Source organism: Streptomyces sp. NPDC047853 (assembly GCF_043204535.1).
In the GTDB taxonomy this organism is placed as follows: Bacteria; Actinomycetota; Actinomycetes; order Streptomycetales; family Streptomycetaceae; genus Streptomyces.
The window spans coordinates 150,887-162,957 of record NZ_JBIDCI010000004.1 but is presented as its reverse complement, the minus strand read 5'-3'; the positions used below and the strand labels follow the sequence as shown (position 1 = coordinate 162,957).

Here is a 12,071-nt window from a genome sequence, read left to right as displayed (position 1 = left end):
ACCGGCGGCGCGCTCCGCCGCACGCCACGGTGACCGCGGGCGTGGTGGTGCGCGGTCGAGTGCGGCCGGGCTGGGAGGCCGTATGCGAGGCCTTCGCTCAGGGACAGGCGGACGATCCGGGCGCCGCGCAACTGGCCGTGCACCACCGGGGCCGACCGGTCGTCGACCTGTGGACCGAGGGCGCGGCGACCGTCCCGCCCACCGGGCCGGACTGGGTCACCGTGCTGATGTCCGCCACCAAGGGCATGACGGCCGTCTGTGTCCATCTGCTCGCCGAACGCGGCCTGCTGGACCTGGAGGCACCCGTCGCCTGCCACTGGCCGGAGTTCGCCGCGGCCGGCAAGGCGGAGACGACGGTGGCCGACCTGCTCGCCCACCGCTCGGGGCTGCCTGCCTTCACCGACGACCCGGCCGGCGTCGGCCTGCCCGGCCTCCTGGACCACGTCGGCCGCGTCCGCGCCCTTGCGTCCATGCGGCCGCTCTGGGAGCCCGGCACGGCGTTCCTCTACCACGCCCTCACCTACGGCCACCTGCTGGGAGAGGTGGTCCGCCGCGTGACGGGCACGAGCGTCGGGGCGTTCTTCGCCCGGGAAGTGGCCGGGCCGCTGCGGCTGGACCTGTGGATGGACCTGCCCCGGTCGGCGGAGCACCGGTTCGTGCCGCAGACCGCCGTACGGCCTGCGCCCGGCGCCGAACAGATCGCCGCGGCGGTCGGCCGCCTCGGCCTCGCACCCGGCGACCGGCTGGCCGCCGTGCTGCGCGCCTCGGCCGGTGAACTGGCCTCATTCGTCGAGGCCTTCGACTCGTCCCGGGGCCGCGCGCACGAGTTTCCCGCCGCCGGCGGCATCGGCGACGCGCGGTCGCTGTCCCGCCTGTACGCCGCGCTCCTCGGCGAGGTCAGCGGCGTGCGGCTGCTGTCCGCCGCAGCGGTGGAGCGAGCCCGCGCCCCGCAGACCGACCACCTGCCGCCACCGGGACCGCTGCGCCGGTTCGACGGACCGGACCGGTCCCGCTTCGGCCTCGGTTTCGAGCTGCCCCGACCTGGCTCCCCCCTGCTCGGCGAGGGCTCCTTCGGCCATGCCGGAGCGGGTGGCCGGCTGGGCATGGCGGACCCGGAGAGCGGCTTGGCGGTCGGCTACGTCTGCACCGCCATGGCCTGGGACCCGTCCGCGGGTCCCGATCCGCGCTGGACGCCGTGGACCGCGGCGGTCCGGGAAGCGGCCGGGACCGGCCCGCCCTGAGGCGTGCCGCACGGATCTCAGGCCGAGGCCTCCCCGGCTTCGGCCTGGTCGTGCCTCGCGGCCCGGTCATCCGGCCCCGGTCCGCCTGCCCGGACCCACCCGCACCACCGGCCGTGTGGCCGGGGGCGAGGAGGGGGTCCCGGTGTCGTAGCGTCGAACGGCGGCCGGGGCGGCCCGCGACCGCCGGAAGGGGGCTGAGAGTGCCCCTCCCGGTCAGGCCTCCCGGTCCGGGGCCAGCAGTCGCATGATGTCGTCGATGGGCTGTTCCATGTCCGTGGACCGGTCGATGAGCCACTGCAACTGGATGCCGTCGGCCACCGCCAGCAGCAGTACCGCCAGCCGCTCGGGCGGGACGACGGTGCTCATGCGCCCCTCGTCCATGCGCTCGCGCACGTACGTCGCCACCCGTTCCCGCAGCACCGGGTAGCGCTCGGCGAAGTGCGCGTGCGCGGGATGCCCGGTGTCACTGGCGGCCGCCGCCATGGACACGAACAGCTCCACCAGACCAGGGGTCCTGGCACCCTCCCTGATGATCTCCCGGTAACTCTCGGGGTTGGTGCGCTCGTCCTGCCGTACCCGGGCGGTCTCGTCGCGCATGCGCAGGACCTGTGTGAGGAGGTCCTCCTTGGAGTCGAAGTAGTGCATCAGCCCGGGCAGGCTGAGATTGCACTGGGCGGCCACCTTCCGCAGCGAGGTCCCCCGGTACCCCTCGGCAGCGAAGATCTCCAGAGCCGCGTGCAGGATCTCGCCGCGCTTCGCCTCGCCCTTCTCGTACGGGCCGCGTTTCGCCATGCCGGCCAGCCTAACCCGCGTGCGCGACGCCGGCCGCCGAGGCGGCGGGCGCCTCCGGCAGGCGCCCGGAACGGGCCACGGAGCCCAGCCAGCGGGCCGACTCCTTGGGACGGCGGGCGAAGGAGTGCGGATCGACCGCGATGAGGCCGAACGTCGGCCGGTAGGAGCCCCATTCGTAGTTGTCCAGGGCGCTCCAGTGCAGGTAGCCACGTACGTCCACGCCGTCGCGCAGCGCGGCGGCCAGGCCGGCCAGGGCCCTGCCGGTGTACGAGATGCGCAGAGCGTCGTCGTCGGTGGCGATGCCGTTCTCGGTGACCAGGATGGGCACGTCCGGTCCGACCACGGCGGCGGTGTGCCGTACGGCCTCTCCCAGCGCCTCCGGGTAGAACTCCCAGCCGGTCAGCGTGGTCTCGGCGCCCTGGGGCACGGGCAGCGGTCCGTCCGGACCGATCAGGTGCCGCGTGTACGCCTGTACGCCGACCCAGTCGTCCTCGCGGGCGGCCTCCAGGAACACGTCCTCGCGCGGCCCGGCGTAGGCGGCGGCGACCTCCTCGGCGCCCGGCTCGGCCTGGTAGACCTGGTTGGCGACGGTCCAGCCCACCCGCAGAGCGGGGTTGGCTTCCTTGAGCACGCCGAAGGCCGCCCGGTGGGCCCGGATCAGTGCCCGGGTCACGTCGGCGTCCGGTTCCACGGAGCCGGGGTCGAGGGCGGCCGCGCCCGTGCGGTTGCCGCCGCGGGCCCGGCTGCGGGCGGTCTCGCGCACCACCGTGTGCATAAACGCGACCATGTTGGGCTCGTTGATCGTGACCACGTGGCGGACGCCCGCCGAGAGGATGTCGGCGGCCACGCCCGCATAGGCCGCGAACAGCTCGGCCGACTCGGGCGCGGACCAGCCGCCGAGTTCGCTGAACCACCGCGGCGAGGTGAAGTGGTGCAGCGTCACCACCGGCGTCAGCCCGCGCGCCAGGGCTCCGCGCACCATGTCCCGGTAGTGGGCGACGGCGGCACGCGAGATCCGGCCGCGCTCGGGCTCCACACGTGCCCATTCGATCCCGAAACGGTAGGCGTTGAAACCGAGTTCGCTCAGCAGGTCCATGTCCTGCGGCCAGCGGTGGAAGCTGTCGGCCGCGTCACCGCTCGGCTCGGCGACGAAGCTGTCCGGCCGGTTCTCCCATGCCCACCAGTCACTGGAGACGTTGTTCCCCTCGACCTGGTGGGCGGAGGTGGAGGCTCCCATGAGGAAACCGTGCGGCAGCACGAGACCGGGCCCGGTCGGGGGTGTCATGCGGGGCTCCTTTCGCCTCGGATCCCGGCCCGGACGAGGTCGGGGCGGGGCTCCGTGAAAAGCGTTCATTGATCGGTTTTCGTGTTAGCGTACAGGCGGAGCCGCTCCAGCAGGAAGGCGCGCCGGCCGCCCCCCTTCCGGAACGGCCCGCCGCCCGGGGCCCGCGCCCACCTGACGAGGCCGCGGCCCCCGGAGCCGGCGCCCACGGCGTCCCGGCCCGGACACCGCGCCTGGCCGAGCACGGCGCCGCCAACCGTACGACCCGCGTGGAGGAGAACCATGGACGTCGTCATTCCGGCCCTCGCGAACCGGACGGAGGCCGCCACCGGAGGGACACTGGACCCCGCCGGACCGTGGCGCGTCACCACCACCGACCATCGCCTCGTACCGGTCGCCGGGACCGTCCGTGCGCTCCTCGCCCCTCACCTCGGCGACCGCCTGCTGCCACCGGACGCACTCGGGACCGCCGCCACCCTCGAACTCGTCCTCGACGCCGCCGCGTCGGTTCCGCACCGGGCACCCGTCGGCATCTCGCCGCCCGGCGCCGCGGAACCGGGTGACGAGTCGTACCGCGTCACGGTCACCGCACACGGCATCAGCTGCCGGGCCGCCACACCCGAAGGTGCGTTCCGCGCGGCCACCACGGCGCTCCAGGCGATCGTCGCGACCACCGGCCCCCTTCTCTGCGGGGAGCTGACGGACGCACCGCACTACGCGTGGCGCGGCCTGATGGTCGACCCGGCGCGCGGCTATCTCACGCCCGCCGAACTGCGCCGGGTCGTCGACCTGGCGGCCCTGTACAAGCTGAACGTCCTGCACCTGCATCTGACCGACAACGAGGGCTGGCGCCTGCCGCTGCCCGCCGCGGCCACCACGCGCGGACCGGACGCCCTCCCGCGCCAGTACTACACCGCCGACGACTACCGCGACCTGCAGGCCTACGCGGCCGAGCGCTTCGTCACGGTCGTCCCCGAGATCGACCTGCCCGGCCACTGCGCCGCCCTGCGCGAGGCGGTGCCCGGCCTGCCCGCCGCGCCCGCGCCGCAGGGGCTGAAGGGCCGCTTCCGGTACGTGCCGCCACTCGACCTCGCCGACCCCGCGACCCGGGACCTGGTGGCCTCCGTCCTCACCGAGGTGTGCGAGCTGACCGACGGCCCCTTCGTGCACATCGGCGGAGACGAGGCGGTCGGCATGACCGCGGACAGCTTCGTCCTGGCCGTACGCGAACTGCGCGCCGTGGTACGGGCGGCCGGTAAGCGTCCGCTGTCCTGGCAGGAGGGCGCACGCGCCGGGGTGACCACGGACGACATCGCACAGTTCTGGGTGGACGTGCCGATGATGGACCTGCCCGACGCACAGGAGGAACTCGACCGTCGTCCCGAACTGCTGGCGGCCGGCTACACCCCGGCCCTCGTCCGGGCCCTCAAGGGGTTCTTCGCGCCGACCGACGCGGATCTCGCACGGATCCTGGACGGCGGCGGCCGCGTCCTGCTCTCCCCGCAGTCCCACCTCTACCTGGACCGCCGCTACCCGCCGGACGTCGCCCCGCCGGCCCAGGCCGAGGACGCCGCCCGCCTGGGCTTCCCGACCTACCGGCCCCGCGGAGTGCGGCACACCGCCGCCTGGGACCCCGCCGAGTACGGGATTCCCGAGGAGCGCGTCGCCGGGATCGAGGCGACGGTTTTCGGCGAGTCGATCCAGGGACTCGACGACCTGACCACCCTGCTGCTGCCGCGCCTGTCGTCCGTCGCCCACACCGCGTGGACCGGCCGGGCCCCGGACTGGGACGCCCACAGCGACCGCGTCGCCCGGCACGGCGGGCTCTGGAACGACCGCGGGCTCTCCTACCTGGCCTCCACGGAGATCCCCTGGACGTGACCTGCGCGCCACGGACGACGGGCGGGCGTCCGCACACGGTGTCACGCTGGAGCGGACAGGAACTGCGAAAGGGCACCGCCGTGATCACCACTGACTTCGTCCCCGGCTCCCCCTGCTGGCTCGACCTCGGCACTCCCGACGTCCGCGGCGCCGCGGCCTTCTACGGCGCCGTGTTCGGCTGGGACTTCGAGTCCATGGGGGAGGACGCCGAGGGCGGCATGTTCCGCAAGGACGGCAAGATCGTCGCCGGTATCGGCCGGCTCACCGAGGAGGGCGCGCGCTCCGCCTGGATGGTCTACTACCGCGTCGCCGACGCCGACACCACGACGCAGGCCGTGCGGCAGGCGGGCGGTACGGTCCGGGTGGCGCCGATGGATCTGGACCCCTGGGGCCGGATGGCCCAGTACAGCGATCCGGCGGGCGGCCAGTTCGCCGTGTGGCAGCCGGGCAGCACGCAGGGCGTCGAGCTGGTGGACCAGCCCGGTTCGCTGTGCTGGACGGAGCTGTACACGAGCGACGCGGCGGCGGCCAAGGAGTTCTACGGCGGTGTCCTCGGCTGGCAGTTCGGGGACATGGAGCTGCCGGGCGGCGGGGGCACGTACTCGCTCATCACGCCCGCGGGTCTCCCCGAGGAGCGCATGCACGGCGGTCTCATGGAGCTTCGCGAGCAGGACCTCGCCCTGGCGGACGGTCGCCCGTACTGGCACCCGGTCTTCGCCGTCACCGACTGCGACGCCTCCGTCGCCGCGGTCGTCGAGAGCGGCGGCAGCGTACAGATGGGTCCGGAGGACGCGGAGGGCGTCGGCCGGCTGGCCCTGTGCCTCGATCCGTCGAACGCGGACTTCGTGGTGCTCGCACCGGCCCGGGCGTGAGAGGACCCGCGACGGGTCACCGCTCCGGGCGCAGCCGCATGACCAGCTTGTTCACACCCCACAGCGCGACGCCGATGGCCACCAGAACGCCGGCGCGGATGTAGACGTCCGCCGCCCGCTCCGCGAGGGGACTCGCCAGGACCAGCGCCGTGATCGCTCCGAGGACCGGCAGGATCGTCGGTGTACGGAAGTGCCGGTGTTCCACCGGGTCCTTGCGGAGCACCAGGACGGTCACGTTGACCACGGCGAACACGCAGAGCAGGAGGAACGACGTGGTGTCGCCGAGGCCCTCGATCTCGCCGGTCGACACCAGGCCGATGGCGAGCAGGGTGACGAAGACGATGCCGGTGATCGGCGTGCGCCGCCGGGGGAGCACCTTGCCCATGACACGCGGCAGGACCCGCTCGTTGGCCAGGCCGTAGCAGAGCCGTGAGGCCATCATGATGTTGATCAGCGCGGAGTTGGTGACCGCGAAGAGTGCGATCAGGGCGAACAGCCTGGGCGGGAAGTCGACGCCGCCCGCCTTGACGACCTCCAGCAGCGGGCCGCTGGACGCCTCCAGGGTGCGGTAGTCCACGAGCAGCGACGACACCAGTGCCACGAGGACGTAGATGACGCCCGTCACGGCGACGCCGATGAAGATCGCCCGGGGGAAGGTGCGGACCGGGTCCTGCGTCTCCTCGGCCATGTTGACGGAGTCCTCGAAGCCGACGAAGGCGAAGAAGCCGAGCGCCGTCGCCCCGAGCACCCCGGTGATCAGCGCGTATCCGGTACCCGAGCCCTCGAACTCGCCCAGCCGGGAGGGTTCCCCGTCACCGCTGAACACCGCCCACGCACCGATCCCGAGGATCACCAGGAGCCCGGTCAGCTCCACGATCGTCAGCACCACGTTGGTCTTCACGGACTCCGACACGCCCCGCAACGCCAGGGAGGAGAGCGCGAGGAGGAACACGATCGCGATCAGGGTCGGCGGGATCGCGTCGGTGAACTCCTGGAAGTAGTCGCCGCTGAAGGCACGGGCCGCCGCGCTGGCGGACGACAGGCCCGAGCACATGACCATGAAGGCCACGATGAAGGTCAGGAACGGCACCTTGAACGCCTTCTGCGTGTACAGCGCGGCGCCGGCCGCCTTCGGGTACTTGCCGACCAGCTCCACGTACGAGGCGGCGGTGAGGAGCGCGACCACGAACCCGATCAGGAACGGCAGCCACAGCGCGCCGCCGACCTTGCCCGCCACCTTGCCCGTGGTGGCGTAGATACCGGTGCCGAGGATGTCGCCGATGACGAAGAGGATCAGCAACTTGGGGCCGATGGCACGCTTGAGCGACGGTGACCCGCCGTCCGGTGCGTCGGTGGTCCGCGGCTCGGCTGTGCTCATGCGACACCTCTCCCGTTCTGTGTGCAGAACGTTCTGCCCTGCGGGCCGGATGTGATGCATGTAACCGACCGTCACGGCGGAACGGGTCCCGACACGTCGGGAGAGGGGGAATCCGGCCTCAGGGGCCGTGTCGGTTCACGCCTGGTACCAGCCGAAAGCCCCCGCGCCCTCGGAGGGGTCGAACGACTGGTGGAGCCCCACCAGCGCGGTGACCAGACGAGGGTCCCACCCGGGCGTCAGCACCCGGTAGTCGTCGGCCACACCGCGGAAGACGATGTGGGCCCGCCCGGTGCCGTCCCGCCAGATCACACGGCGGGGCGGCCCGAACCCGCCGTCGCCCTCACCGAGGAGGGACGTGATCGCCCACAGCAGGCTGACAGTCAGCCCGACCGGCCACCACAGGGCCCACCACACCAGGCGGCCCCGGTAGCCCCGCAGGGCGGGCCCGGTGGCCGGCTCCACGGTCCACCGCGTCCGGCCGGGCCGGAAGGGGCGGCGGCGCCGCATCGTGATCCGCCCCAGCGGCGCGCCGGACGGATCCTCGACCCGGTAGACGGCGGCGTGCCCGCTCACGCGCGGGCCGAGGGGCCGCTCGGTGACCACGCGCGCCCACGGGCCCTGCGTGTCGGGAAGGACGTGGAAGGCCCGGACGGAGCGGTACCGGTCCGGTGCGGGGGCGGGTTCGTCGGGGCAGAGCCGAAGGGCTCCTCCTCCGGCGTCCGGTCCACCGCCGCTGACGACGGCCGGCGGAGAGACCCCGTACCTCACCTCGTAGGTCAGTCGCCCTGGTGTCATGCTCCGCGTCTCCCTCTCCCCGTTCGACGGCCCGGTGGGATGCTCTCATCCGGGGTCGCGGGGGCGGCGGGCAGGTCGTCCGGGCGCGAGCAGGGGCGGCGGTCGGGGAGGACCGGACGGGATGCGGCGGGCTTCTCGGGCTCTCGCGGAGGACCGGACGGGATGCGGCGGGCTTCTCGGGCTCCCGGCCGGGCGTCAGCGACGCCGGCGTTCCGGACGCGTCCGGTGGGCGGTGCGTGCCCGGTCCCGAAAGCGCCGGCCGGAGTCGCGGACCGGCCCGCGGCCGGCCCGTGCCGACCGATGCCGTACGACGAGGACCACCGCGACGACAGCGGCACCGGCGGCCAGGACACGTGCGGTGAGGCTCCCGCGTCCGACGACGCCGGCCGGCCGCGTGAGCCGGTCGCCGCCGGTCGCGCCGCCGGCGGGCCGGCCGGCCGGGCGTCGTCGTGGGTGCGGGGGCGTTTGGGCCTCGCGCGACACCTCTTCCGCGATCCGGTGCCAGACGTGCGCGGGGGCCGCCGCGGGAAGGTCCGTCACCTCGGCGTCCCGCGCGGCGCTCACCAGGCGGGTCAGCGCCTTCAGTTCCTCCCGGCAGAACGGGCACCCGGCGATGTGCCGCAGGGCGCGGGCATCCTCGTCGCCGGACGCGTTGCCGAGTGCCAGTTCCACCAGGTGCGCCGACTCTACGTGGGCCACGGCGCCCTCCCGGTCCCTCCGGCGGACCGGCGCTCGGTGTCAGCCACGTCGGCCCGCGGTGCGGCGGGCCACCAGGGCGCCGGTCACCGTGATCGCGCCGACCGCGGCGGCATAGGCCGGCCACTGGGCGAGCGAGTCCGGGGCACCGGAGGCGGCGCCCGCGTGGTTGGTGTTCGACATCGCCTCCGAGCCGCTGAACGTCTGGGTGGCCAGCGCCAGGTTCTTGTCCTCGGCGCTGCCCCAGGCGTAGACGATGTTGCTCGTTCCCTCCTTCAGGTTCACGTCGGCGGGGCCGATGGCCACGGTGTCGGTCCCGGCGAGGACGACGTCGGCGTTGACGGTGCCCGCGTCGACCGTCGCGGAGTCCTCGCCGGGGTTGGTCAGGCCGGTGAAGAGAGGCTGACCGCCGGCGCGCACGTCCACGGCGGGCGCGGCCGCGACGTGGCGGACCGTGAGGCGGGCCTTCCCGTCGTCCGGCCGCGAGACGTCGTTGGTGTACGCCGTCAGCTGCGGTTCACCGTTCGCGGAGAGGTGTGCGGCGACCGTGGCGTTGCCGCCTTCGGGCACCTTCACCTCCTTCTCCAGGGCCGGTGCGCCGTCGGGTCCCTGGCCCGCTTCGAAGATCTGGAGGTCGTAGGTCCCGGCCTCCAGGGACAGCGGGTCGGTCACGGTGCCGGGCTCGAAGTCGCTGAGCAGCTCGTCACCGTTGGCGTACACGTCGACCGTCATCCCGGGGATGCCGTGGAAGACGGAGACCATGGCCTTGTCCTGCGCCTGCGCGGGCTCTGCCATGGCGGGTGCGGCCACACCGAAGGCCAGCGCGCAGGCGCCGGCCGAGGCGGCGACGGCCAGGGGGGTCCGGGAAGTCATGGGGATCATCCCTTCGGAATGCTGTCTCCGCTGCCGCGGAGTCTCGGTGGTGTTTCCTGGACGGGCGGCGCCGCGGATGCGTCCGCGACCCCGCTTCCCCCCCTTGTCGACCTATCTGTCCGCGCTCTGCTCGCGGCCTTGGTCGACGGCCAGGCGCAGCCGGTGCAGGCCGCGGCGGGCGTGACTCTTCACCGTCCCGAGCGGCACGCCCGTGCGCTCCGCGATCTGGACCTGGGTCAGGTCCTCATAGAAGGCCATGCACAGCACCTCCCGCTGGGCGCGCGGCAGCCGGGACAGGGCGTCGACGAGGAGCACGCGATCCAGTACGGCCTCCGGTGCCGCCTCCACCGGCTGGTCGGGGGCGGTGTCGCGGGCTACCGATTCGGCCAGGGTCAGACGCCTGGTCCGGGCGGCCAGCGCGTCGACGATCTTGCGGCGCGTGATGCCGACCAGCCAGGCACCGAGCGCGCCGCGCTCCGGCCGGAAGCCCTGCCGTCCGCGCCAGGCGCCGATGAACACCTGCTGGGTCACGTCCTCGGCCTCGTGCGGATCACCGAGGGACCGGGCGGCCATGGTGTGGACGAGTGATCCCCAGTGCCGGTAGATGGCCGCGAACGCCTCGTCGTCGGCCGCGACGAGACCACGGGCCAGATCCTCCTCGTACCGGGTCTCCTCCGAGGGCGGGACGAGCGCGGTGGCGGGTCGCACGTGGGTGCTCATGGCCTGATTCCTCCTGCCGTGCCTCGTACGGGGACACAACGTGGTCCGCCGGACGGCGAGTTCACCGTCCTGTCCTGTCGGGGCTGCCGTACGTGCCTCCAGTGTTGGACGCACAACCGACGCAGGCAACATGCGTCGGTTGTGCGTCGTACAGTGGAGGCATGAGGGTGTCCGCGGACGGTGACGACGAACGGGAAGGCCAGCGCGTCGCGGAGGGCGGTGGCCTGACCACGGGCGAGGTGGCCAGGCGACTCGGGGTGGCACCGACCACGGTCCGTACCTGGGACCGCCGCTACGGACTCGGACCCGCGGCGCACACCGGGGGGCGGCACCGACGCTGGACCCCCGGGGACGTGGCGCGGCTGGAGCGTATGTGCGCGCTCACGGCGACCGGGCTGGCACCCGCCGAGGCCGCCCGGCTGGCGCGCCGCGACGAGAAGGGGGCCGCGGCCCCCGGCCCCCCTGCGGGGCCCGGCGAGGCGAGCGCCCCGGCCCGCGGCCGCAGCCGGGCGGGCAGCGGGCTGCGGCTGGGTGATGTCCGCCAGGAGTGCAAGGGCATCGCCCGTGCCGCCCTGCGGCTCGACGCCGCCGCACTGGACGAACTGCTGCTCACCTCGATAGCGGAGCACGGTCTGATCGCCGCCTGGACCGAGGTGATCGTGCCGACGCTCCAGGCCGTCGGCCGCAAGTGGGAGACATCGGGCGAGAAGTACGTCGAGGTGGAACACTTCCTGTCCTGGCACGTCTCCGGCGCGCTGCGGCGCAGCACCTCCGCCACGATCGCCGACCGCCCCGGCGCCACCACCCTGCTCGCCTGCGTGCCGGGGGAGAACCACACCCTGCCGCTGGAAGTGCTGTCGGCCGCCCTCACCGAGCGGGGCCTGCCGGTGCGCATGTTCGGCGGGGCCCTGCCCGTCGAGTCCCTGGTCGCGGCGGTGCGCAGGACCGGGCCTGCCGCGGTGGGGCTGTGGGCGCAGTCGCGCACCACCGCCAGCAGACCGCTGGCCCTGCACGTGGCCGCCATGGAGTGGGGGGTGCGCGGCGCCCGTCGCAGGCCGGTCGTCCTCACCCTCGGCCCCGGCTGGACGGGGCAGCGGGCGGCCGGTCTGGCGCGCCCGGCGGGACTCGCCGAGGCCGTCGCCGCGGTGGAGTCGGCACTGGCACACTGACGTGCCCCCCGGCCCGGCCGCGGCGGGCGGGCACCCGGCATCCCGCGACCCCGGCCGGCGCCCGCGGTGACCGGGTGCCGCGGCCGGTGCCCCTCGGCCGGCCCCGGCACGGTCGAGCCGCGCGACCCGGATCGGACCGGGCCGCCAGGCGCGCCGCGCGGGAAGTCCCCGCCGTCCTGGGGTACTGGTGGCGTCGGTACGTCAGTGGAGGTCGCCGCATCCGTGGACGGTCGGCGGCCCGAAGCAGGGGTCGACGGCAAGTGGATCGTCGACCCCGGGGCCGGGAGCGAAGCGTGGAACTGAGCGGCGCGCGTGTGCGGACGACCGGTGCCGGAGCACCGGAGACCCGGCCCCGGCACCTGGACACCGAAC

General features: G+C 73.9%; 11 protein-coding genes. 4 read left to right on the top strand and 7 right to left on the bottom strand.

Annotated features, from left to right (window positions below; translation table 11 throughout):
* Positions 1-41 precede the first annotated feature (41 nt).
* Entirely contained in the window at positions 42-1,241 is a 1,200-nt protein-coding gene (locus tag ACGF5T_RS09820) for a serine hydrolase domain-containing protein (RefSeq protein WP_366766881.1), read from the top strand.
* Between the two features lie 213 nt (positions 1,242-1,454).
* Here ACGF5T_RS09820 and ACGF5T_RS09815 read toward each other — a convergent pair whose 3' ends face one another.
* Positions 1,455-2,033 (bottom strand): helix-turn-helix domain-containing protein, encoded by a 579-nt coding sequence (locus tag ACGF5T_RS09815; RefSeq protein ID WP_366766882.1) that lies wholly within the window; start codon positions 2,031-2,033, stop codon positions 1,455-1,457.
* Between the two features lie 10 nt (positions 2,034-2,043).
* Positions 2,044-3,318, bottom strand: coding sequence for a family 1 glycosylhydrolase (locus tag ACGF5T_RS09810; RefSeq protein ID WP_366766883.1), 1,275 nt, complete (start codon positions 3,316-3,318; stop codon positions 2,044-2,046).
* Between the two features lie 279 nt (positions 3,319-3,597).
* Between ACGF5T_RS09810 and ACGF5T_RS09805 the strand changes: the two genes are divergently transcribed.
* The gene (locus ACGF5T_RS09805) at positions 3,598-5,196 is read left to right on the top strand and encodes a family 20 glycosylhydrolase (protein WP_366766884.1); all 1,599 of its coding nucleotides are present in this window, start codon (positions 3,598-3,600) and stop codon (positions 5,194-5,196) included.
* A gap of 80 nt (positions 5,197-5,276) precedes the next feature.
* Positions 5,277-6,068, top strand: coding sequence for a VOC family protein (locus tag ACGF5T_RS09800; RefSeq protein WP_366766885.1), 792 nt, complete (start codon positions 5,277-5,279; stop codon positions 6,066-6,068).
* A gap of 16 nt (positions 6,069-6,084) precedes the next feature.
* Here the strand turns inward: ACGF5T_RS09800 and ACGF5T_RS09795 are convergent, their stop codons facing one another.
* From ACGF5T_RS09795 to ACGF5T_RS09775, 5 genes are all read right to left on the bottom strand, one after another.
* Entirely contained in the window at positions 6,085-7,446 is a 1,362-nt protein-coding gene (locus tag ACGF5T_RS09795; protein ID WP_356610276.1) for an APC family permease, read from the bottom strand.
* A 135-nt stretch (positions 7,447-7,581) separates the two neighbouring features.
* Complete coding sequence (locus ACGF5T_RS09790; protein WP_366766886.1) at positions 7,582-8,241, bottom strand: hypothetical protein; 660 nt, start codon at positions 8,239-8,241, stop codon at positions 7,582-7,584.
* A gap of 195 nt (positions 8,242-8,436) precedes the next feature.
* The gene (locus tag ACGF5T_RS09785; protein ID WP_366766887.1) at positions 8,437-8,940 is read right to left on the bottom strand and encodes a hypothetical protein; all 504 of its coding nucleotides are present in this window, start codon (positions 8,938-8,940) and stop codon (positions 8,437-8,439) included.
* Positions 8,941-8,979: 39 nt separating this feature from the next.
* Complete coding sequence (locus ACGF5T_RS09780; protein WP_366766888.1) at positions 8,980-9,810, bottom strand: DUF4397 domain-containing protein; 831 nt, start codon at positions 9,808-9,810, stop codon at positions 8,980-8,982.
* A gap of 111 nt (positions 9,811-9,921) precedes the next feature.
* Complete coding sequence (locus ACGF5T_RS09775; RefSeq protein WP_356610280.1) at positions 9,922-10,530, bottom strand: sigma-70 family RNA polymerase sigma factor; 609 nt, start codon at positions 10,528-10,530, stop codon at positions 9,922-9,924.
* A gap of 161 nt (positions 10,531-10,691) precedes the next feature.
* Between ACGF5T_RS09775 and ACGF5T_RS09770 the strand changes: the two genes are divergently transcribed.
* A complete protein-coding gene (locus tag ACGF5T_RS09770; RefSeq protein ID WP_356610281.1) occupies positions 10,692-11,699 on the top strand; it encodes a MerR family transcriptional regulator in 1,008 nt (335 codons plus the stop codon).
* Positions 11,700-12,071: the final 372 nt, after the last annotated feature.

Coding starts and splice junctions, on each gene's coding strand:
- ACGF5T_RS09780 (WP_366766888.1), bottom strand. CDS start 9,810: ATGACTTCCCGGACCCCCCTGGCCGTCGCCGCCTCGGCCGGCGCCTGC.
- ACGF5T_RS09815 (WP_366766882.1), bottom strand. CDS start 2,033: ATGGCGAAACGCGGCCCGTACGAGAAGGGCGAGGCGAAGCGCGGCGAG.
- ACGF5T_RS09805 (WP_366766884.1), top strand. CDS start 3,598: ATGGACGTCGTCATTCCGGCCCTCGCGAACCGGACGGAGGCCGCCACC.
- ACGF5T_RS09810 (WP_366766883.1), bottom strand. CDS start 3,318: ATGACACCCCCGACCGGGCCCGGTCTCGTGCTGCCGCACGGTTTCCTC.
- ACGF5T_RS09795 (WP_356610276.1), bottom strand. CDS start 7,446: ATGAGCACAGCCGAGCCGCGGACCACCGACGCACCGGACGGCGGGTCA.
- ACGF5T_RS09770 (WP_356610281.1), top strand. CDS start 10,692: ATGAGGGTGTCCGCGGACGGTGACGACGAACGGGAAGGCCAGCGCGTC.
- ACGF5T_RS09790 (WP_366766886.1), bottom strand. CDS start 8,241: ATGACACCAGGGCGACTGACCTACGAGGTGAGGTACGGGGTCTCTCCG.
- ACGF5T_RS09775 (WP_356610280.1), bottom strand. CDS start 10,530: ATGAGCACCCACGTGCGACCCGCCACCGCGCTCGTCCCGCCCTCGGAG.